We start from the raw sequence: 22,437 nt of genomic DNA on the forward strand, positions 1-22,437 counted from the left end.
TTACCGCACTTCGTCGGCGCGAAACCCGTCCGTTGCAGCCTTCCAGAAATCGGCATCCTCGTAATCGGTCGGATCCACGACGCCAGCGAGATGAAACGCCTCGCGACGCTCGACGCAGGTGCCGCAGCGGCCGCAATGCTTTTCTCCGCCCTTGTAGCAGGACCAGGTGTCGCCGAACGGTGTCGAGTGTTTGGCACCGTCGGTGACGATATCGGCCTTCGATCCGTTCACATAAGGCGCCAGTAGCCGCACCGAGGCGTATCCGTCGAGCGCATGATCCTGCATCGTCTGGAATGCGTCGATAAAGCCCGGTCGGCAATCGGGATAGATGAAATGGTCGCCGCCATGGACGGCGATTGCCACCGCATCCGCGCTCTGGGCTGCCGCCACGCCGAACGCGACCGTCAGCATGATCGCATTGCGGTTCGGCACGACGGTGACGCGCATCGTTTCCTCAGCGTAATGACCGTCAGGCACGTCGAGATCGTCCGTCAGCGCCGATCCCGTCAGCTGGGCACCGATCGAGCGCATATCGATGATCTGGTGAGGTACGCCCAGCCGCAGCGCACAGGCCGCGGCATAGTCGAGTTCCTTCCTGTGCCGCTGGCCGTAATCGAACGAGACGAGCCCGATCAATTCCTGCTCGGCAGCGATCTTGTGGGCAAGCGAAACGGAATCCAGTCCGCCGGAACAGACGACGATGGTCTTCATGGTTTTGGTCCTTGTTTTGTCGGGGTAGGCTGCGACCCGTGTGTCCGGCGGTTTCTAGTGCAAGAACATGCGCTTGTGAACACCTCCGCACATCTCTAGGGTTGTCGGGTATGAAACGAACGCAATTTATTGGGCAGGAGGCCTCTTCATGAGCCTGGACGGTTTCGACTATTTTGTCATCGGTATCGTAATCCTCGCGATACTCCTGCTCTTTGCCCTCGTGAAGACCGTGCCGCAGGGCTATAACTACACCGTCGAGCGGTTCGGCCGTTACACGCGCACGCTGGAGCCGGGCCTCAATATCCTGACGCCGTTCATTGAGCGCATCGGCGCGCGGATGAACGTCATGGAACAGGTGCTCGACATTCCCACCCAGGAAGTCATCACCAGGGACAATGCCAGCGTTTCGGCCGATGCCGTCGCCTTCTATCAGGTGCTCAACGCTGCCCAGGCCGCCTACCAGATCACCAATCTGCAGCTCGCCATCCAGAACCTCACGATGACCAATATCCGCTCGGTCATGGGTTCGATGGACCTCGACGAGCTGTTGTCCAACCGCGAAGTCATCAATGAACGGCTTCTGCGCGTCGTCGACCAGGCGGTTCATCCCTGGGGCATCAAGGTCACCCGCGTCGAGATCAAGGACATCCAGCCGCCGGCAGACCTCGTGCAATCGATGGGCCGCCAGATGAAGGCGGAGCGCGAGAAGCGCGCCCAGATCCTCGAGGCCGAAGGCTCGCGCAACGCGCAGATCCTGCGGGCCGAGGGTGCGAAACAGGCAGCCGTGCTGCAGGCCGAAGGCGAACGCGAAGCGGCCTTCCGCGATGCCGAGGCACGCGAGCGTCTGGCAGAAGCCGAAGCACGCGCAACGCAGGTCGTTTCCGAAGCGATCGCTGCCGGCAACGTCCAGGCGATCAACTACTTCGTGGCGCAGAAATATACCGAAGCGCTGGTCGAGATCGGCAAGGCGAACAATTCCAAGATCGTGCTGATGCCGCTTGAAGCCTCGTCGCTGATCGGTTCGCTCGGCGGCATCGGCGCCATCGCCAAGGAAGTCTTCGGAGATGGCGACGGCCCTGCCCCGGCAGCGCCCCGCACGCAACCCGGCCAGCCTTCGCGCACCACCCGCAGCACGCCGAGCGTGACCGCCGTCATCCCGCCCTATACGCCCTCCTCCGACAAATGAGGCTGCAATGATCATCGATCTGGTACGCAGCCTCGGCTCGTGGAGCTGGTGGCTCCTCGGCCTCGTCCTGCTCGCAGCAGAACTTGCCGTTCCCGGTGCCTTCCTGATCTGGATCGGGCTTGCCGCCATCATCATCGGCGCGCTGTCTCTGGCACTCTGGGATACCGGCATCTGGACCTGGCAGGTGCAGCTTCTGCTGTTTGCCGTGCTAGCGGTCGCACTGGCGGTGGTCGGGCGTCGCTTCTATTCGAGCCGTGGCGGCGAGAGCGATCAGCCGAACCTCAACCGGCGTGGCGAAAGCCTCGTCGGGCGCACCGCAACGCTGCACGAGCCGATCGCGGAAGGTCGCGGACGGATCAGGCTTGATGATACGTGGTGGTCGATCATCGGGCCGGACCTGCCAGCCGGCACTCAGGTGGTGATCATCGAATCAAATGGCCGCGATCTTCGCGTCGAAGCAACCGCGACCGTCTTGCGTCCCACCTGAAACTCAGATGGGTTTCAGGCGACGCCGACGCGCAGCAGATCGTGGAAATGGACGATGCCGATCGGGCGCTGATCTTCGCCGACGACGAGAAGTGCACCGATACTGTACTGGTTGAGAAGCGCAAGAGCCGCAGTCGCCAGCGTATCCTTGCCGACAGTCTTCGGGCGCACGGTCATGACCTCGTCCACGGGCATCTTCGTCAGGTCGACATCGAGATGGCGCGCAATATCGCCATCGGTGACGACGCCGACAAGCCGGCCCTCATCATCGGTAACACCGACGCAACCGAACCGCTTGCGCGACAGTTCCTGCACCGCTTCCGGCATCAGAACGCCTTGGCGCACCAACGGAATGCTGTCGCCGACATGCATGAGGTCGCTGACATGCGACAGCATGGCGCCGAGCTTGCCGCCAGGATGATAGACGCGGAAATCGGTTGCCGAAAAACCGCGCGCTTCCAGCAGCGCAACAGCAAGCGCATCGCCCATCGCAAGCTGCATCAGCGTCGAGGTGGTTGGAGCCAGTCCGTGCGGACAGGCTTCCTGTTCCTTCGGCAGAAGCAGAACGACATCTGCCGCTCTGCCGAGCGCTGAGACCTCACCAGACGTGAGTGCGATCAAAGGAATAGAAAAGCGACGGGTGAACGATACGATCCCCTGCAACTCGGCGGTCTCGCCGCTCCAGGACAGCGCCAGCACGACATCGCCGGGCGCAATCATGCCGAGATCGCCGTGGTTTGCTTCGACCGGATGCACGAAGAAGGCCGGCGTTCCTGTCGAGGCAAAGCTTGCAGCAATCTTTTTGCCGATATGGCCGCTCTTGCCGATGCCGGTCACGATGACACGACCGCTGATGCCGCCGATCAGCTCGGCCGCTGCGCGGAACGGGCCGCCCAGGCCATTCTGAAGGGCATGATCAAGGGCTACAAGGCCCTGTTTTCCAAAGGCAATCGTCCGCAGGGCGGAATCAATGACATCGACCTCTGCGGCCTGCAACGCTCTCTTTATCATGTCGCAGGCTTAGCGCTTTTTCCTGGTCAAGTCCATCGCATTAGCCGCTGAGCAAGTATTGCGGACTTCGAGAAAACAATGCGTCGATCTTCGAAAGCGGTCGCCGGCTAGAGTGTCGCTGAGCAAGGAACGGACCATGCAACGGAAAATCGCACGGCTGTTGGCGTTCATCACCAACGAGTCCTGCGTTTCCAGATTTTCGCGGAATAAATACGTCCAACGGCTTCCAGCACACTGCAACCTGATGACGAACGGAGCCCCCTCGAATGTCGAGACGGCTCCTTCTATGGCATTTCGCAGGCTGCAATCAGCAAGTGGTGGCACTTCCGTCGCAGGTGAGCTTTCCTGCTATGTTGCTGAACTGGTTATTCAAAGCGCCGCCGAGCGTTGTTGCGCCGGCAATCAAAGCAACGGAAATAAGTGCGGCAATGAGGCCATATTCGATGGCAGTCGCGCCCGACTCATCCTTCATCATGCGTGCAAGAATTGACATATAACTCTTCCCTGACTCGCCCCTCGGAACGGAATTGCTCCGATGTCAAGTTTCTATACTTGAACTGTAGATACATTTTCTTAATGCGCCTAAACAAATTCAATGTGTGTAAATGTCACGTTTGACTTGGTTAAATCACCGTAAACGCGCGAATTCACTTGACTGGGCAACCGGCGTTTGTGCCCTGCGACCATCCATGCGCGCTGGGAATGTTCATGCAAATGTAGTGGCATCTCCTGGCGAGTGGACGGATAGCGTGAAGGGCAGTCGCGCAGCCCCACTCGGCCGGTTTCACCAACTGTTAACCATAAACTAACCCTTTCGAGGCATACTTCGCGATAAATCCGACAAGGTGACATTCGTGTTTCAAAGCATACACTTAGCCAGGACGGACCTGTGGATGCGGAGCGACGCTGGACTTTGCCTTTGGATCAGCATTTCCGATTTCCGGGCAGTCCGATGATTATCAGCAGGACAAAAGCCACGACGCTTTCGTTGCGCGGCCGTGCGTATGGACTGCTGCTGGCCGGCTCGGCACTGATCCTCCCGTCGGCTGCCGTTTCGCAGAGCCTTTTTCCAGACAGTGGCAGCGCGCTTCCAGCCATTCCCAGCAGCCAGGTCGGAACAGCCGGAACATCGACGATTACCCGCAATACCCCGACTGCACCGGTCGGCGGGACGATTCCCGGCATAGTCGCCGTTGCCGGAGACGAACGGGCCGCCGATACGACGGCGCAACAGAGTGCGGCCGCGCGTGTTCAGGAGCCGGAAGTCGACCTCAACCAGCCGATCGGTCCGTCCGATCTCGAGCCGCTCGATGATGGTCCCGAGGCAATCGATCCGCAGGAGGCTCCGCGTCAAGAGGTGGATCCGACCGGCATCCGGCTCGGCACGTTCATGCTGCGCCCGTCCATCAATCAGAGCATCAACACAGAAATCACCCGCGAGAACGGATCGAAGGAAACGCGCAATTACGCGGCAACCGGGATTCGCGGAACGCTGACCTCCGACTGGTCACGGCATGCGCTGACAGTTACCGGCGAAACCACGATCGAGCACAATTTCACCAAGAGCAAGGAAGGCGAGGATCCGGAGGGCAAGATCAGCGCGGATCTGCGTCTCGATCTTGCAGACGATACCGTTGCGCATCTGACCAGCGGTTACAGTTTTACCCGTGAGGACAATGACGACCCGAACGCCGTCGGTGGCGCCGACGTCCAGTCCGGCGTGCACCTGTTTCAGACCGGGGCCTCGATCGGTCGCGACATCGGCAAGATCAGAGCACTCGCCGCCGTCAACGGCTCTCGATATGTCTATACCGAGGCAAAGCTTGCGGACGGCGGCACGCTCAACATGAAAGACCGCAATCGCAGCGGCATCGATGGACGACTGCGCCTCGGCTATGAACTTTCGCCTGCCCTCATCCCGTTTGGGGAAATCGCATCTGGCCACACATTCTACGATCGCAAACGCGATGCTTCTGGCTATCAGCGCTCATCGCAGACCTATGCCGCACGCACCGGCGTCGAGTTCGATTTCGGCGAGAAACTGCGCGGCGAGTTGGGAACGGGCTATGAGGTCGTTGACTACGAGGATAACCGCCTCAAGAATGTCGGTGGCATCAGCTTTGATGGCGATGCGACCTGGTCACCACAGCGCGGCACCGACGTCAATCTCGGTCTGCGCACGACAGTCCAGGATTCCACAACGCCCGGCGAAGGCGGATGGGTGGAGTATGAACTCACCGCAGCGCTTGCGCACGAGATGCGCGACAGCGTCGTGGCACGCCTGAGCGGCAGCACCGTGTTCCGCAACTTTGATTCCGGCAGCGAAGACGAGGTCACCTGGCTTGCCGGCGCGGGGATAACATGGGCAATCAACCGCTATCTCGATCTCACGAGCGACGTTGAATACGAGAAAACCACGGGCGGCACCGAACAGAACATCGTTCGCGCGGGCATGGGCCTGACTCTGAAGCGATAGCGTCCATCAGGCATTCACGTTTCCGTGATGTCTTCCACATTCGTGCCGACCCTCAGCGCTAGTCCTCTGAGAGGTGTGCCTGGACAATAGGCATAACTTACGGAGTCGCTCGAAACGGCCCGGGATCGTAATGGGTTCTGTCTCCAAACTACCTTCCCGCGAACAATAATTTCTGCACTGCAGCAATCGTTGCTCCAGCCACTCCTCTCGCGCATGGCTTCTTCAGCCTATCACGCCGTCCATGCACGTTGGACAAAGCTTGCACCCGGGCTTCCGCCCACTTCCCCTCAGGACTGTGCGCAACATATAAGCGCTCACGACCAATTGTCGCAGTGCAGCATTAATGCACTCCATCGATACATCCTGATAGATTAGAGGCTCAACGTGGCTGGAATTCCAACCGACAGCGCGACCACACCGCGCACAGCAACAAGTTCGACGGCAGGTAACAATTACCGCTTCGCTCTCGTTGCCCTGACTTCCCTGTTTTTCATGTGGGGCTTTATCACCTGCCTGAACGACATTCTGATCCCGCACCTGAAAAACGTCTTCCAGCTCAACTATACCCAGTCGATGATGATCCAGCTGTGCTTTTTCGGCGCATATTTCATCGTGTCGCTGCCGGCCGGCGCGCTTGTGAAGCGCATCAGCTACAAATGGGGCATCGTCGTCGGCCTGCTGATTGCAGCGATCGGCTGTGCGCTGTTCATCCCGGCTGCCAGCTACCGCGTCTATGCGCTGTTTCTCGGCGCGCTGTTTGTGCTGGCAAGCGGTGTCACCATTCTGCAGGTTGCCGCCAATCCCTATGTGACGGAGCTGGGCGCCCCTGAAACTGCCTCGAGCCGGCTGACGCTGACCCAGGCCTTTAACTCGCTCGGAACCACGATCGCACCGCTCTTCGGCGCCTTCCTTATCCTGTCGGCCGCGACCGGCGACATTCAGAACGCGAGTGGCGACCAACTCGAAGCCTTGCGCCTTGCAGAGGCTGATGCCGTCCGCTTCCCTTACATGCTTCTGGCAATCGCCTTCCTCGTGCTGGCCGCCGTCTTTGCAGCCCTGAAGCTGCCGCATGTCGAAACGGAAGACACGACGGTCGCTGAAGGCGGCGAACGTAGCTCCGCGTGGGCCTACCGTCACCTCGTTCTCGGCGCGATCGGCCTGTTCGTCTATGTCGGTGCCGAAGTGTCGATCGGCTCGTTCCTGGTCAATTACCTGGCAGAACCAAGCATCGCCGGCATGCCGGAATCGGAAGCCGCCCATTACGTCGCCTATTTCTGGGGCGGCGCCATGATCGGTCGTTTCGTCGGCGCCTATGTCATGCGCTTCGTCGACGACGGCAAGGCGCTGGCGTTCAATGCCGGTGTTGCGATCCTGCTGATCCTGCTCACGGTGTTTGCGGGCGGCTCGCTGGCAATGTGGTCGGTCCTCGCCATCGGCCTGTTCAACTCGATCATGTTCCCGACCATCTTCAGCCTGGCACTCAAGGGTCTTGGTCGCCACACCAGCCAGGGATCGGGCATCCTGTGCCTGGCGATCGTCGGCGGTGCCATCCTGCCGGTCGTGCAGGGCATGCTGGCCGATACGGTCGGCATCCACCTCGCCTTCCTGATGCCGGCGATATGCTACCTCTACATCGCCTATTACGGCCTGAAGGGTCACAGGGCGGCCTGATCGCAGGCATGGATCCCTGAAACGAAAAACGCCCCCGCGATCATCTCGCGGGGGCGTTTTCTTTTGCAGTAAAGGATAGGCTTACATCAGCTTCGAGACGAGCGCCTTCAGCGGCTCTTCGATCGCCGGGCGAATGTCCGGGCGCTGCAGGGCAAAGGCGATATTGGCCATGATGAAGCCGTCCTTGGCGCCGCAGTCGTAGGTCTCGCCCTTGAAGTGGTAGCCGGCAAATTCCTGGCTCTTGGCCAGCGCCAGCATGCCGTCGGTCAACTGGATCTCGTTGCCGGCGCCACGTTCCTGGGTTTCCAGGATTTTGAAGATCTCCGGCTGCAGGATGTAGCGGCCGTTGATAAAGAAGTTTGAAGGAGCTGTGCCCTTGGCAGGCTTCTCGACCATCTCGGTGATCTTGAAACCGTCGCCGACGGTCTCACCCTTGCCGACGATACCATACTTGTGAGCCTGGTCCGGATCGCATTCCTCGACCGCAAGAACGTTGCCGCCGGTCTGATCGTAGAGTTCGACCATGCCCTTGAGGCAGCTCTTCTCCGACGACATGATCATATCCGGCAGCAGAACCGCGAAAGGCTCGTTTCCGACGATGTCGCGCGCACACCAGACGGCGTGACCTAGACCGAGCGGAACCTGCTGGCGGGTGAAGCTCGCCGTGCCGGCCTTCGGCAGGATATGCGAGAGCAGCGTCAGTTCGGCATTCTTGTTGCGCTCGCGCAGCATCTGCTCGAGTTCGAACTGGATATCGAAATAGTCTTCGATCACACCTTTGCCACGGCCGGTCACGAATACGAAATGCTCGATGCCGGCTTCCGCCGCTTCATCGACCACATATTGGATGACCGGCTTGTCGACGACCGTCAGCATTTCTTTTGGCACAGCCTTTGTGGCCGGCAGGAAGCGGGTGCCGAGGCCCGCAACAGGGAAGACTGCTTTACGAATTTTCCGTTCTTGTGACACTCATGCCTCCTGATGCATTTCGCTGTGCGGTTTCGGGTCTTTTGTCGGCTGTAATAAACATTTGCTACCTTTTAGCAAAGATCTGCCCCGGCCGCGCGTTTCATGGTAAAGAATTTGTTGACCCTATCCTGTTATCACATCGTTGAGCCGCATCCCGATCTCGCCATGATGGCCAGAATAAAAATGGACCGACTGCCGATGAAAAAAATCAGCCCCAACCGCTTCCGCGCAACGATCTTCTCGCTTGTCGCCGGCCTTGCCATATCGACCTGCGCGATAGATGCCCGCGCCGATGCCGGTTTCAAGACGTGGGTTGCAAATTTCTATTCGACTGCTGCCAAAAGCGGCATCAGTCGCTCGACCTATGATCGCGCCTTTGCAGGCATCAGCGGTCCCGATCAGGAAGTCCTGCGCAAGGCCGAGTACCAGCCGGAATTCAAGTCGAAAATCTGGGATTATCTCGACAGCCGCGTCAATCCCTACACGGTCAAGATCGGCCGCGAAATGGCTGCCCGCCATGGCGCGACGCTGAACGCCGTGGAGCGGCATTTCGGTGTCGACAGAAACATTCTCCTCGCCATCTGGTCGATGGAATCCAACTATGGCGCAGCTCTGGAAAATCCCGAACGTCTGCACCACGTGCCGCAGGCACTGGCGACGCTCGGGTGGGGCGATCCGAAGCGCGGCAAGTTCGCGCGCAACCAGCTGATCGCCGCATTGAAGATTCTCCAGGCTGGCGACGTATCCCCCAAGCAGCTGACCGGTTCCTGGGCAGGCGCGATGGGCCATACCCAGTTCATCCCGACGAGCTACCTGCTCTATGCGGTCGACGCTGATGGCAACGGCAAGCGCGACATCTGGCATTCGGTTCCCGATGCGCTGGCGACCTCCGCCAACCTCCTGGCCAAGAACGGCTGGACTGCCGGCAAGACCTGGGGCTACGAATCCGTGCTTCCCGCCGGCGCCGCAAAATACGAAGGCCAGAGCAAGACCCTGGCACAGTGGGCAGCGCTGGGCTTCCAGCGTCCGAACGGCAAGGGTTTTCCGCGCGGAGCAGACCGCGCGACATTGAAGCTGATGGCCGGCGCGAACGGTCCAGCCTACCTGATGCTCTCCAACTTCTTCACCATCAAGCGCTACAACGCAGCCGACAGCTACGCGCTCGCGGTCGGTCTTCTCGCCGACGAGATCGCAGGTTTCGGCGGTGTACAGCAGTCCTGGCCGCGCCCCAACGGCACGCTCGACATCAAGGAGAAGTTCGAGCTGCAGAGCCGCATGAAGGAACTCGGCTATTACGAAGGCGAAGTGGACGGCAATTTCGGCTCCGGCTCGAAGGCCGCGATCTCCGCCATTCAGAAGCGCCTTGGCATGCAGCCGGATGGCGAGCCGTCGCATTCTCTTCTCAAGGCGATCCGTTGAGGCTAGCATGCGATGCGCCGCATCGTGAACGGTGCGGCCAAAAGGCATGAAAACGATGAAGCTCTTGCGCCACAACAGGCCAAACCGACGCCTGGTCCGGACGGTATTCATGGTAGCGACCAGCCTCGTGCTGTCGCTGCCATCAACCGTTTCGTTTGCCCAGGACGGCAGCGATCGGCGCAACCTGTTCAACATGCTGTTCGGTGCGCCCCGCACAGAGCGATATGAACGCTACGAACGTCCGACCCGGCGATATGACCGGCAGGATGGATCGATCATCGAGATGGCGCCACGCCGGCAGAGAAGCCGTGCCACTCCGCAGGCTGCGGCTCCCCGCACGAGGACGGCGCCGATACCCTCTCAGCCCCAGGCCGAACCCGTCGCCAAACTGGAAACCGCCAAAAAGATCCTCGTTATCGGCGATTTTCTCGCCGGCAATATCGGGGGTGAGCTGGAAGCGACGTTTGCGACCTCCCCGGGGGTTTCGATCATCAGCCGCAGCGACGGATCCTCCGGCCTGGTGCGCGACGACCATTACGACTGGCTTGGCCAACTGCCGGCTATTCTCGACGAGGCCAAACCCGCGATCGTGGTCGTCATGCTGGGTGCCAACGACCGCCAGCAAATGGACACAGCCAGCGGCCGCGAGAAATTCCGCACGGATGCGTGGTTCAAACAATATGAAACCCGTGTCGCGGAGCTTGCAGGCATGATCGCGCAGCGCAAGCTGACGCTGCTTTGGGTCGGCCTGCCGGCGTTCCAGTCGCCATCGATGATGGCGGACGCGGTCACACTCAACACGCTTTATCGGGGACAGGTGGAGAAGGTCGGCGGCGAATTCGTCGACATCTGGGACGGCTTCGTCGACGAGGACGGCAGGTTCGTGCTGACTGGCTCAGACGTCAACGGACAGCAGGTACGCCTGCGCAATTCCGACGGCATCACGCTCACCAAGCCCGGCAAGGAAAAGCTCGCCTTCTATGTCGACAAGGTCCTGCGCCGGCATCTGGGCGACATGGCAAGCCCCGATCTCGCAAAATTCGACAGCAGCACCCTCCCGCCGCTCCAGACGCTCGAATCTCCTGCCAACCCCGAAGTGCCCGTACGGCCGATCAGCCTGGTTGACCCGGAGCTGGACGGCGGCCAGGAGCTTCTGGGCGGCAATGCGCCACCGGCCCGTCTGACGGAAACGCCGCGCGACAAACTGGTCAAACGCGGCGAACTCGAGCCCGCCCCGGCCGGTCGGATCGACGACTACCGGCTCACGACCCAGTAGGTCTTTGACACGAGCGCGAGCTCTCGCCGGTAGCTTCGTGAAAAAACGTGCTACATAGTCATAAATTCCCAGTTCAGACGTGCATGGCCTAGCTGATCTCTTTTATCGGAGTGCCCGCATGAACCTGCTTTTTCGCGTTATCGTATCCACGATTCTGCTTGCGACGCCGGTCCTTGCAGACGTTCCGCCGTTTCCATCCACCTTCAGGACCCAAACTGTCCATGTCGGCAACGTAGACATCCATCTCCGGATTGGCGGCAAGGGACCTGCCGTCGTTCTGCTACATGGCTACGGCGAAACCGGCGACATGTGGGCGCCGCTGGCTGCAAAGCTGGAGATGGATCATCTGGTCATCGTTCCCGATCTTCGCGGCATGGGTCTGTCATCACACCCCGAAGGCGGCTTCGACAAGGCGAGCCAGGCCCGCGACCTGGCCACCATTCTGAACGGACTGCACATTGATCGTTTCGCGCTGGTCACGCACGATATCGGCAACATGGTGGGCTTCGCCCTCGCGACGCAGCAACCCGCCCGCGTGACCCGCTTCGCGCTGCTCGATGCGCCCGTTCCCGGCATCGGCCCATGGGACGAGATCCTGAAAAACCCGCTTCTCTGGCATTTCCGCTTGGGGGGGCCGGACATGGAGCGTCTCGTCGCCGGGCGCGAGCGGATCTATCTGGACCGGTTCTGGAACGAATTTTCCGCCGACCCAAAGCGGTTCGACGAAGCATCCCGCAAACACTATGCCGCCCTCTATGCCTTGCCAGGCGCCATGCATTCCGGCTTCGCCCAGTTCGCGGCCTTCGACCAGGATGCGATCGACAACCGCGCCTGGGCAGCCACGGGCGCAAAACTGGAAATGCCCATTCTGGCCGTTGGCGGTGAAAAGTCCTTCGGGCCGGGCATGGCGGCGGTGATGCGCACGGCAGCCACGCAGGTCAGCGAGGGCGTAATCGCCGATGCCGGCCACTGGCTGCTGGAAGAACAGCCGGATGCCACCGTCAAGATGATCGACGCGTTTCTCTCCAGCAGCGAGTGATGCGATCACAAAACCAGGCGCTTATTGTGGAAAGCAAGCGTCGCCCAAGCAGCAATTCGCTTCGATCCTACTGATGACCGTCTGCGCGCAGGAATCGGATCGTGAAATTACTGATCCGGGCGATGCACAGCGTATCGAGCAGGCCAAGATCGATTGCGGGATGGTCATGGGCAAGCATGACCTGATTCTCCCGAAACAAAAACGGCCCCTCCCCGCGAAACGGAGAGAGGCCGTTCATTTTGACATATCAGTTAGCGCGGCAGGACGCTCGATCCCATCAGCGCTTCGTCGATGGCTCGTGCTGCCTGACGGCCTTCGCGGATCGCCCACACCACCAACGACTGGCCGCGGCGAACGTCGCCGGCGGTCCACAGCTTGTCGACCGAGGTCTTGTAGTCGCGCTCGTTGGCAATGACGTTGGTGGAGCCGCGGCGGTCGACATTGAGCGCCAGCTTGCCATCGAGTTCGGACAGCACGCTATCCGTTGCAGGGCCCGAGAAGCCGATGGCGATGAAGGCGAGATCGGCCTTGATGATGAAGTCGGTGCCCGCGATTGGCTTGCGGCGATCATCCACTTCGCAGCAGCGAACGCCGGTCAGCTGGCCGTCTTCGCCGACGAATTCCAGCGTTGCCACCTGGAACTCGCGGATCGCGCCTTCGGCCTGGCTGGACGACGTGCGCATCTTGGTGGCCCAGAATGGCCACACCGCAAGCTTGTCTTCCTTTTCCGGCGGCTGCGGGCGGATGTCGAGCTGGGTCACCTTGACGGCGCCCTGGCGGAACGCGGTCCCGACGCAGTCGGAAGCGGTATCGCCACCGCCGACGACGACGATATGCTTGCCACCGGCAAGGATCGGCTCGGCGGCCCAGGCGACGCTGTCGATATTTTCGCGGCCGATGCGGCGGTTCTGCTGCACCAGATACGGCATCGCATCATAGACGCCGTGCAGTTCCGTGCCGGGAATGCCGGCCGGACGCGGAGTTTCCGAACCGCCGCAATAAAGCACGGCGTCGAATTCCGCAGTCAGTTCTTCCACCTTCTTGTCGACGCCGATATTGACGCCGTAGTGGAAGGTCACGCCTTCGCCGGTCATCTGCTCGACGCGGCGGTCGATGAAGTTCTTCTCCATCTTGAAATCCGGAATGCCGTAGCGCAGCAGACCGCCGGCCTTGGACTCGCGCTCGAACAGATGCACGTCGTGACCGGCACGCGAAAGCTGCTGGGCCGCGGCCATGCCGGCAGGACCCGAACCGATCACGGCGACCTTGCGGCCGCTCTTCACCGTCGCCGGCTGCGGCACGATATACCCGAGCTCATAGGCCTTGTCGGCAATCGCCTGCTCGACAGTCTTGATCGCGACAGGCGCATCTTCGAGATTGAGCGTGCAGGCTTCCTCGCACGGCGCGGGACAAACGCGACCGGTGAATTCCGGGAAGTTGTTGGTGGAATGAAGGTTGCGGATCGCCTCCTCCCACTTGTTGTTGTAGACGAGGTCGTTCCAGTCGGGGATCTGGTTATGAACAGGGCAGCCGGTCGGGCCATGGCAATAGGGAATGCCACAGTCCATGCAGCGGGCTGCCTGTTTCGTCACTTCCGCATCCGACATCGGAATGGTGAATTCGCGGAAATGGCGGATACGATCGGACGCCGGCTGGTACTTGCCAACCTGCCGGTCGATTTCCATGAATCCCGTAACTTTGCCCATAGTCTTTCCCTCAGTTCACAGAGGCGGCCATTGCGGCCCCCAGTACCAGTAGGCGAAACCGATCACCGCCCCCAGCACCACAAATTCCAAAACTAGCGCACCATTGACCAGTGCGGCGACCGTTGGAACGGCCGCGGCGATTGCCACGGCCACTCCGGCATGAACGATGCGTCCCTTGCGGTTCACTCCGCAGCCACGCCCATCCGCATCCGTTCCATCTCCACCAGCGCACGGCGATATTCGACCGGCATGACCTTGCGGAATTTCGGACGGAACTCGCTCCAGCGGTCGAGAATGTCCTTGGCGCGTGTCGAGCCGGTATAGTGCATGTGGTTGGAGATCAGCTGGTAGAGCCGCTCCTCGTCGTGACGCGTCATGTCTTCGGAAACGTCCACGCGTCCCTTGTGCATGATGTCGCCGCCGTGATGGTGCAGCTTCTCCAGCATGTCGTCTTCTTCAGGTACCGGCTCCAGTTCCACCATCGCCATGTTGCAGCGCTTGGCGAAATCGCCTGTCTCGTCGAGAACGTAAGCCACGCCGCCCGACATGCCGGCTGCGAAGTTGCGGCCGGTTTCGCCGAGCACGACAACGATGCCGCCGGTCATGTATTCGCAGCCATGGTCGCCCACGCCTTCGACCACCGCGATGGCGCCCGAGTTGCGCACCGAGAAACGCTCGCCGGCAACGCCGCGGAAGTAGCACTCGCCGGTCGTTGCGCCGTAAAGCACGGTGTTTCCGACGATGATCGAGTTCTCGGCGACGATGTTGGAGTTTTCCGGCGGCCGCACGATGATGCGTCCACCCGACAGACCCTTGCCGACATAGTCGTTGCCGTCGCCGATCAGATCGAACGTGATGCCGCGTGCGAGGAACGCCGCGAAGGACTGTCCGGCCGTGCCGCGCAGCGTCACATGGATCGTGTCGTCCTTAAGACCCTTCTGGCCCCAGCGCTTGACCAGCGCACCCGACAGCATGGCGCCGACGGAACGGTCGACGTTCTTGATCGGCACTTCGAAAACGACAGGCTCCTTGCTATCGAGGGCTGCCTGCGACTTCTCGATCAGCTTGCGGTCGAGAATATCGTCGATCGGATGCTTTTGCCGCTCGGTCCAGTAGGTCGCAGACTTCGGAGCCTCAACCTTGTGAAACAGCTTGGTGAAGTCGAGACCCTGCGACTTCCAGTGCGCCAGCATGTCGTCCTTCTCGAGCAGCTCGGAAAGCCCGATGATCTCGTCGAACTTGGTGAAGCCAAGCGAGGCGAGGATCTCGCGCACTTCTTCGGCCACGAAGAAGAAGTAGTTGATGACGTGTTCCGGCGTGCCCTTGAAGCGCTTGCGCAGGACCGGATCCTGCGTCGCGACACCGACGGGGCAGGTGTTGAGATGGCACTTGCGCATCATGATGCAGCCGGCGGCAATGACCGGTGCTGTCGCAAAGCCGAACTCGTCCGCTCCGAGCAGCGCACCGATGATGACGTCGCGGCCGGTCTTCAGGCCACCATCGACCTGCAGCGCGATACGCGACCGCAGACCGTTCAGCACCAGCGTCTGCTGCGTCTCGGCAAGGCCGATTTCCCATGGGCTACCGGCATGCTTCAGCGACGTCAGTGGCGAAGCACCCGTGCCGCCGTCGAAGCCTGCGACCGTGATATGGTCGGCGCGTGCCTTCGCAACGCCAGCCGCAACCGTGCCGACGCCCACTTCCGAGACCAGCTTGACGGAGATGTCGGAGGTCGGGTTGACGTTCTTCAGGTCGTAGATCAGCTGCGCAAGGTCTTCGATCGAATAGATGTCGTGATGCGGCGGCGGCGAGATGAGGCCGACACCCGGCGTCGAGTGACGGGTCTTGGCCACGGTCGCATCCACCTTGTGGCCGGGCAACTGACCGCCCTCGCCGGGCTTTGCGCCCTGCGCCACCTTGATCTGCAGCATATCGGCATTGACCAGATACTCGGTCGTCACGCCGAAACGTCCGGATGCGATCTGCTTGATCGCCGAGCGTTCCGGGTTCATCGAACCGTCGGCCAGCGGCAGATAGCGATCGCTTTCCTCGCCGCCTTCACCGGTGTTCGACTTGCCGCCGATGCGGTTCATGGCGATTGCCAGCGTCGTATGCGCCTCACGGGAAATCGAGCCGAACGACATGGCGCCGGTCGAGAACCGCTTGACGATATCCACTGCCGGTTCGACTTCGTCGAGCGACACAGGCTTGCGGCCGGACCGTTCCGCCGACTTGATCTTGAACAGGCCGCGAATGGTGTTCATCCGCACGGCGCTCTCGTTCACCATTTCGGCAAACTCTCGGTAGCGATCCTGGCTGTTGCCGCGCACGGCATGCTGCAGGGTGGCGACCACATCCGGCGTCCAGGCGTGGCTTTCACCACGCATGCGGTAGGCATATTCGCCGCCGATATCGAGCGAAGAGGCCAGAACCGGATCCTTGCCGAAGGCTGCACGGTGGCGGGTAACGGTTTCCTCGGCGATATGATCGAGGCCGATACCTTCGATCGACGTCGCGGTGCCGAAGAAATACTGGTTGACCAGCTCGGTGTTCAGACCGACGGCATCGAAGATCTGGCCGCCGCAATAGGACTGGTATGTCGAGATGCCCATCTTGGACATGACCTTGAGAATACCCTTGCCGACCGCCTTGATATAGCGCGAGACGATCTCGGAACTGTCAACTTCCTTCGGGAATTCGCCGCGCATATGCATGTCGGTCAGCGTGTCGAAGGCAAGATAGGGGTTGATCGCTTCGGCACCGTAGCCGGCGAGAAGGCAGAAATGGTGGATCTCGCGCGGCTCTCCCGATTCGACGACCAGACCGACCGAGGTGCGAAGACCCTTGCGGATCAGGTGGTGATGCACGGCAGCGGTTGCGAGAAGCGCTGGGATGGCAATCCGGTCCGGACCGATCTGACGGTCGGAGAGAACGATGATGTTGTAGCCGCCCTTGACCGCCGCTTCCGCACGCTCACAGAGGCGATCGAGCATTTCCGGCATGCCTTCGGCGCCGCGCTCGATATCGTAGGTGAAATCGAGCGTCTTGGTGTCGAAGCGGTCTTCCGTGTGACCGATCGAGCGGATCTTTTCCAGATCGCCATTGGTGAGGATCGGCTGGCGCACTTCCAGGCGCTTGGCGTTGGCCGCACCTTCATGGTCGAGAATGTTCGGCCTCGGCCCGATAAACGAGACGAGGCTCATGACGAGCTCTTCGCGGATCGGATCGATCGGCGGGTTCGTCACCTGCGCAAAGTTCTGCTTGAAATAGGTGTAGAGCAGCTTCGACTTTTGCGACATCGCCGAGATCGGCGTGTCGGTGCCCATCGAACCCACGGCTTCCTGACCGGTCGTCGCCATCGGCGACATCAGGATCTTGGTGTCCTCGGATGTGTAGCCGAATGCCTGCTGGCGATCGAGCAGCGATACGTCGCGGCGCAGCGCGCGCGGTTCAACCGGCTTCAGGTCCTCAAGGATCAGCTGCGTGCGATCCAGCCACTTTTCGTAAGGATGGCGGGTTGCAAGCGTGGTCTTCAACTCCTCGTCGGAGATGATCTGACCCTTTTCCATGTCGATCAGCAGCATCTTGCCCGGCTGCAGACGCCACTTCTTGATGATGCTTTCTTCCGGCACCGGCAGCGTGCCGGCTTCGGACGCCAGAATGATGCGATCGTCGTCCGTGACGAGATAACGCGCCGGGCGCAGACCGTTGCGGTCAAGCGTCGCGCCGATCTGGCGGCCATCGGTAAAGCACACGGCAGCCGGACCGTCCCATGGCTCCATCAGAGCCGCATGGTACTCGTAGAACGCCTTGCGCTCCTTCGACATCGACTGGTTGCCGGCCCATGCTTCGGGGATCAGCATCATCATCGCATGCGCCAGCGAATAGCCGCCACGCAGCAGGAATTCGAGCGCGTTGTCGAAGCAGGCCGTATCCGACTGGCCCTCGTAGGAGATCGGCCAGAGCTTGGAAATGTCGTCGCCGAACAGTGGCGAGGACACCGACGCCTGACGCGCCGCCATCCAGTTGACGTTGGAACGCAGCGTGTTGATTTCGCCGTTATGGGCAACCATGCGGTATGGATGCGCGAGCTTCCAGGACGGGAACGTGTTGGTGGAGAACCGCTGGTGCACGAGGGCGACAGCACTTTCAAACCGCGGGTCGGCCAGATCCTTGTAATAGGCGCCGACCTGATAGGCGAGGAACATGCCCTTGTAGACGATCGTCGTCGATGACAGCGATACCGGATAGAAGCCGGTTTCCTGGCCGCCGAACTGATCGTAGATACGGTTGGAGATGACCTTGCGAATGAGGAAGAGCTTGCGCTCGAAATCCTGATTGGTCGCGGCATCGCGGCCGGCGCCAATGAACACCTGGAGGTGATAGGGCTCGGTACCGGCAATATCCGGCGCCTTGGACAGCGAGGAATTGTCGACAGGCACTTCGCGGAAGCCGATGAACTGCTGGCCCTCTTCAGCCGTCACATCGACGATCACCTTCTTGAAGTGCTCGATCTGATCCGGGTCGCGCGGCAGGAAGAAGTGACCGACGGCATACTCGCCAGCCTTGGGCAGGGTGATGCCCTGCTTCGCCATTTCCTCGCGGAAGAACTTGTCGGGGATCTGCAGCAGAATGCCGGCACCATCGCCCATCAGCGGGTCAGCACCGACGGCGCCGCGATGGGTGAGGTTTTCCAGAATGAACAGGCCATCCTTGATGATCTGGTGCGACTTCTGGCCCTTCATATGGGCGATGAAGCCGACGCCGCAGGCATCGTGCTCGTTGCGCGGGTTGTAAAGCCCCTGCGCGGCCGGAATGCCGGAGGCAATGAATGGCAGACGCTGTTCGACGCCCGGGCCAGCTTCCGCCGCGGTCGCGGTGGCGGGCAGACAGTGCACTTCAGGAACATTCTTCGTCATTGCTATTCCTCCTGTTGGCCACTCACGATCGAGCTTGCAAACGGCGTATTCTTCATTTCACCCGAAGAAATGCCTCGTCCTTTCAGGTGACAGACTGCTGGAGCAGCAAGCCCTTGAGAGTGCGAAGCATACCCTTGAACACGTCGACGGTCACCGCTCGGAAGCGAAAAACCACCTTCAGTTCAAAAATTAGGACAACATTTCTGTCCTAATTCTCGAATTTTATGACATATGTGCCGCCTGTCTTCAATCCCCGGCCCACGAAAAAGTTAAAGCTAAACGACACTTGATTACTGGTTGCGATGCCAGCTTGAAATAATCTTGCGCCGCGAATGACAAAATTCGGCTTTGATTACGCGGCACGAGCAGACACCGCTCATTCGGCACGTTTCCCGATTGATCAACGGTCCAAAAGGCTTATGGTCCGCCTCGCTCAAAGCCCCGCATCTTATCCCACATCGCTTGCAAGGTAACGTCATGTTCTTCGCCTCGGACAACTGGGCTGGCGCCCATCCCGCAATCAATGAACGCTTGTCGAAGGAATCCACCCGCTTTGCCGCGGCCTACGGCAACAGCGAGCTCGACCGCTCGATCGAGGCTCGCTTCAACGAGATGTTTGAACGCGACGTCGCCGTCTTCTTTGTCGCGACCGGCACGGCAGCCAATTCGCTAGCGCTTGCCAGCGTCGCCCGCCCCGGCGGCCTCACCTTTTGTCATTCCGAAGCGCATGTGATCGAGGACGAATGCGGAGCACCCGACTTCTTCTCGGGCATGCGCATGGTCGCGGTCGAGGGCCCGGCCGGCAAAATGCTGCCGGAAAACCTCGTGGAGCGCATCTCACGCTACCCGCAGGACGCCATTCACCACGGCCGCGCCGCCGCCATCACCATGACGCAGGCAACAGAAGTCGGCACGATCTATACGCTCGATGAAATCGACGCGATCGCAAAGATCGCCAAGGACAACGGTCTGCCGCTGCACATGGACGGCGCCCGCTTCGCCAATGCTCTGGTCGCGCTTGATTGCTCGCCCGCCGAGATGACCTGGAAGCGTGGCGTCGACGTGCTGTCCTTCGGCGGCACCAAGAACGGCTGCTGGTGCGCCGAGGCGATCGTGTTCTTCAATCCTGATCTCGCCAAGGATTTTGCATTCCTGCGCAAGCGCAGCGCACAGCTGTTTTCGAAATCGCGCTTTATCGCAGCCCAGTTCGACGCCTATCTGAAGGACGACCTGTGGATGGGTCTCGCCGGCCATGCCAACACCATGGCCGATCGCCTGCGCACCGGCTTCAGCGCGCTCAACAGCGCACGGCTTGCCTGGCCGACGACATCGAACGAAGTGTTCGCGATCCTGCCGAAAGCCTCCGCCAAGGCCGCCGAAGAACAGGGCGCACGCTTCTACAACTGGCCGGCACCACGCGACATTCCGGAAAAGGTCAAGGCAGACGAAGTGCTCATCCGCATGGTCACATCGTTTGCCACCACGGAAGAAGACGTCGACCAGTTCCTGTCGATCTGCGCTTCCGCCTGATCGTCAGCCCTGCTTTTGCGGCGCAATCTGCGCCGTAATCAGGCTGGACAGGGCCTCGACCAGCGCTGCATCTGCGCCGCGCCTGGAAATCAGCACGAACTCGACATCCTGCAGCGTTGGCAAACGGTCCCCGGTGATCTCCTTGAGGCCTTCGGGCGCCATGCTGCGCGGCTGCACGAGCACGCCCATTCCCGCCCGCGCCGCAGCCGTCAAACCGCTGAGACTGCCGCAGGTGCAGACGATCCGCCAGGACATACCGGCTCCATCCAGCGCCTCTTGCGCCACCCGCCGCGTGATCGAGGGCGACGGGAAGGCGATCAGCGGCAGAGCATCGGTCCGGTCGATCATGCGCTCCGGATCCCGCGCCAGCCACACAAGCGGCTCGCGGTAGAGCAGACGCCCATGGGTTTCCCCCACATGCCGTTTGGCGAGAACCAGATCGAGATCGCCCGCGTCCTGCATCTGATTGAGCACGGCCGACAGCGCCACGGTCAGCTCCAGATCGACGAGTGGATGCAAACGAATAAAATCTTCGAGAATGCCCGTCAGCCGGCTCGCAACCACATCCTCGGAAACGCCGAGCCGCAATCTGCCACGCAGCCGGCTTTCGCCGAACAGCGAGGACACCTTGCTGTTGAGATCCAGCATTCCGCGCGCATAGCCCAGCAGCGCCTCCCCTTCCGTCGTCAGCCGCACGTGGTGCGTATCCCGCGAAACGAGCTGACGCCCGAGCGACTTTTCCAACCGCTGGATATGCTGGGTAACGGTCGACTGCCCGAGCCCCAGCCGCGCTGCCGTATCGGTAAAACTTCCCGTCTGCTCCAGCACGAGAAAACTGTTCAGGTGATGCAGGTTGAGCATGGTTATCCGACTTCACGATAGCTGTTAGTGTTTGCATTCAAATTCATGATAAGCGAAGACAGCCTCGACAAACAATGAAATCGTCGAAGGATTTTCCATGCGCCGCTACCTGCCGGATCGCTTCACCGTCATGCTCGTCTGCACCGTCATCCTCGCCTCCTTCCTGCCGATCCAGGGCGTATGGGCGGAATGGTTCGGGGTGGCGACAGACATCGCCATCGGCCTCCTCTTCTTTCTGCATGGCGCTCGCCTGTCGCGGGATGTGGTGGTCGCAGGCGTCCTGCACTGGCGCCTGCATCTGACGATCCTTCTGACGACGTTTGCGATCTTCCCGATCCTTGGGCTCATGATCGGTTTCGTTCCGGAAGACATCCTGCCGGCACCGCTTTACATGGGCATCCTCTTCCTCTGTGTGCTGCCGTCCACCGTGCAGTCGTCGATCGCCTTTACCTCGATGGCGGGCGGCAACGTGCCGGCGGCAATCGTTGCGGCATCCGGTTCCAACATTCTCGGCATGTTCCTGACCCCGCTTCTGGTCGGCCTGCTTCTGTCGACGACCGGCGACGCCGGCGTTTCGACCGATGCCATCCAGAAGATTGGTCTTCAGCTTCTGGCACCGTTCATCGCCGGCCAGATCCTGCAGCCGTGGATCGGCAACTGGATCCGCTCCAAGAAGAAGATCCTCTCGCCCGTCGACCGCGGCTCGATCCTGATGGTCGTCTACCTCGCCTTCTCGGAAGCGGTCATCGAAGGAATCTGGAGCCGATTTTCGGTGAGCGACATCGCGGCAGTCGTCGTCATCGACATGCTGCTTCTGACCGTCGTCATCTGCATCACCATGTTCGGCAGCAGACTGCTCGGCTTCAAGAAGGAAGACGAGATCACCATCACCTTCTGCGGCTCGAAAAAATCGCTGGCAAGCGGCGTACCGATGGCCAACGCCATCTTCTCCGGCCAGTCGGCCTCGATCGGCGCCATCGTCCTGCCGATCATGCTGTTCCATCAGATCCAGCTGATGGCCTGCGCCGCGATCGCCCAGAAATACGCCGATCGCGCCAGGGCCAAGGAAGAAGCCCTCGCCAAGGTCGCCGCAGCCTGAAACCGGCGTGCAGACCTTAAGGTGTGCCAATCAGGGCCGAAGCTTTGGCCCTGATCAATCCCACGCAAAAACGCCCCT

The 22,437-nt window shown here is 60.7% G+C and carries 17 protein-coding genes; 9 read left to right on the forward strand and 8 right to left on the reverse strand.

What is annotated here, in order from left to right:
• Positions 1–711: a 7-cyano-7-deazaguanine synthase QueC gene (queC, locus tag IFT66_RS11065; protein WP_062460937.1), complete on the reverse strand. Its 711-nt coding sequence runs from the start codon at positions 709–711 to the stop codon at positions 1–3.
• Positions 712–859: 148 nt separating this feature from the next.
• Here queC and IFT66_RS11070 point away from each other — a divergent pair, with 148 nt between their 5' ends.
• Both IFT66_RS11070 and IFT66_RS11075 read left to right on the forward strand, forming a co-directional pair.
• On the forward strand, positions 860–1,897 hold the full coding sequence (locus IFT66_RS11070; RefSeq protein WP_062582348.1) for an SPFH domain-containing protein: 1,038 nt from the start codon (positions 860–862) through the stop codon (positions 1,895–1,897).
• Between the two features lie 7 nt (positions 1,898–1,904).
• Positions 1,905–2,384 carry an NfeD family protein gene (locus IFT66_RS11075; RefSeq protein WP_062582346.1) on the forward strand — a complete coding sequence of 160 codons (480 nt, stop codon included), beginning with the start codon at positions 1,905–1,907 and terminating at the stop codon, positions 2,382–2,384.
• A 14-nt stretch (positions 2,385–2,398) separates the two neighbouring features.
• Here IFT66_RS11075 and IFT66_RS11080 read toward each other — a convergent pair whose 3' ends face one another.
• Positions 2,399–3,394 carry a KpsF/GutQ family sugar-phosphate isomerase gene (locus tag IFT66_RS11080; protein WP_062582344.1) on the reverse strand — a complete coding sequence of 332 codons (996 nt, stop codon included), beginning with the start codon at positions 3,392–3,394 and terminating at the stop codon, positions 2,399–2,401.
• Positions 3,395–3,701: 307 nt separating this feature from the next.
• Positions 3,702–3,887 carry a Flp family type IVb pilin gene (locus IFT66_RS11085; protein WP_062460949.1) on the reverse strand — a complete coding sequence of 62 codons (186 nt, stop codon included), beginning with the start codon at positions 3,885–3,887 and terminating at the stop codon, positions 3,702–3,704.
• Positions 3,888–4,346: 459 nt separating this feature from the next.
• On the opposite strand from IFT66_RS11085, the gene IFT66_RS11090 reads away from it, so the two are divergent.
• A complete protein-coding gene (locus IFT66_RS11090) occupies positions 4,347–5,870 on the forward strand; it encodes an outer membrane beta-barrel protein (protein WP_062582342.1) in 1,524 nt (507 codons plus the stop codon).
• 393 nt (positions 5,871–6,263) lie between these two features.
• Positions 6,264–7,541, forward strand: a complete 1,278-nt coding sequence (gene fucP / locus IFT66_RS11095; protein ID WP_244476245.1) for an L-fucose:H+ symporter permease — start codon at positions 6,264–6,266, stop codon at positions 7,539–7,541.
• 81 nt (positions 7,542–7,622) lie between these two features.
• On the opposite strand, the gene galU is transcribed toward fucP, so the two are convergent.
• Positions 7,623–8,510 (reverse strand): UTP--glucose-1-phosphate uridylyltransferase GalU, encoded by an 888-nt coding sequence (gene galU / locus IFT66_RS11100; RefSeq protein ID WP_062460958.1) that lies wholly within the window; start codon positions 8,508–8,510, stop codon positions 7,623–7,625.
• A 198-nt stretch (positions 8,511–8,708) separates the two neighbouring features.
• Here galU and IFT66_RS11105 point away from each other — a divergent pair, with 198 nt between their 5' ends.
• The 3 genes from IFT66_RS11105 (at position 8,709) to IFT66_RS11115 (ending at position 12,244) form a co-directional block, all read left to right on the forward strand.
• Positions 8,709–9,929 (forward strand): lytic murein transglycosylase, encoded by a 1,221-nt coding sequence (locus IFT66_RS11105; RefSeq protein WP_082472037.1) that lies wholly within the window; start codon positions 8,709–8,711, stop codon positions 9,927–9,929.
• A gap of 109 nt (positions 9,930–10,038) precedes the next feature.
• Positions 10,039–11,205 (forward strand): SGNH/GDSL hydrolase family protein, encoded by a 1,167-nt coding sequence (locus IFT66_RS11110; protein ID WP_192077623.1) that lies wholly within the window; start codon positions 10,039–10,041, stop codon positions 11,203–11,205.
• Positions 11,206–11,323: 118 nt separating this feature from the next.
• Positions 11,324–12,244, forward strand: a complete 921-nt coding sequence (locus IFT66_RS11115) for an alpha/beta fold hydrolase (RefSeq protein ID WP_192077624.1) — start codon at positions 11,324–11,326, stop codon at positions 12,242–12,244.
• Between the two features lie 251 nt (positions 12,245–12,495).
• Here the strand turns inward: IFT66_RS11115 and IFT66_RS11120 are convergent, their stop codons facing one another.
• Genes IFT66_RS11120 through gltB form a run of 3 tightly spaced genes read right to left on the reverse strand, consistent with a single transcriptional unit; the run spans position 12,496 to position 18,869 of the window.
• Complete coding sequence (locus IFT66_RS11120; protein ID WP_192077625.1) at positions 12,496–13,950, reverse strand: glutamate synthase subunit beta; 1,455 nt, start codon at positions 13,948–13,950, stop codon at positions 12,496–12,498.
• Positions 13,951–13,965: 15 nt separating this feature from the next.
• On the reverse strand, positions 13,966–14,136 hold the full coding sequence (locus IFT66_RS23415; RefSeq protein ID WP_207105886.1) for a hypothetical protein: 171 nt from the start codon (positions 14,134–14,136) through the stop codon (positions 13,966–13,968).
• Positions 14,133–18,869, reverse strand: a complete 4,737-nt coding sequence (gene gltB / locus IFT66_RS11125; protein ID WP_192077626.1) for a glutamate synthase large subunit — start codon at positions 18,867–18,869, stop codon at positions 14,133–14,135. Before gltB ends, IFT66_RS23415 begins: the two co-directional genes overlap by 4 nt.
• A 477-nt stretch (positions 18,870–19,346) precedes the next feature.
• Here gltB and IFT66_RS11130 point away from each other — a divergent pair, with 477 nt between their 5' ends.
• A complete protein-coding gene (locus IFT66_RS11130; RefSeq protein WP_192077627.1) occupies positions 19,347–20,399 on the forward strand; it encodes a threonine aldolase family protein in 1,053 nt (350 codons plus the stop codon).
• 3 nt (positions 20,400–20,402) lie between these two features.
• Here IFT66_RS11130 and IFT66_RS11135 read toward each other — a convergent pair whose 3' ends face one another.
• The gene (locus tag IFT66_RS11135; RefSeq protein WP_062460971.1) at positions 20,403–21,260 is read right to left on the reverse strand and encodes a LysR family transcriptional regulator; all 858 of its coding nucleotides are present in this window, start codon (positions 21,258–21,260) and stop codon (positions 20,403–20,405) included.
• 97 nt (positions 21,261–21,357) lie between these two features.
• On the opposite strand from IFT66_RS11135, the gene IFT66_RS11140 reads away from it, so the two are divergent.
• Positions 21,358–22,359, forward strand: coding sequence for a bile acid:sodium symporter family protein (locus IFT66_RS11140; RefSeq protein WP_062582327.1), 1,002 nt, complete (start codon positions 21,358–21,360; stop codon positions 22,357–22,359).
• Positions 22,360–22,437: the final 78 nt, after the last annotated feature.

This window comes from Rhizobium sp. CFBP 13726 (genome assembly GCF_014841925.1).
In the GTDB taxonomy this organism is placed as follows: Bacteria; Pseudomonadota; Alphaproteobacteria; order Rhizobiales; family Rhizobiaceae; genus Neorhizobium; species Neorhizobium soli.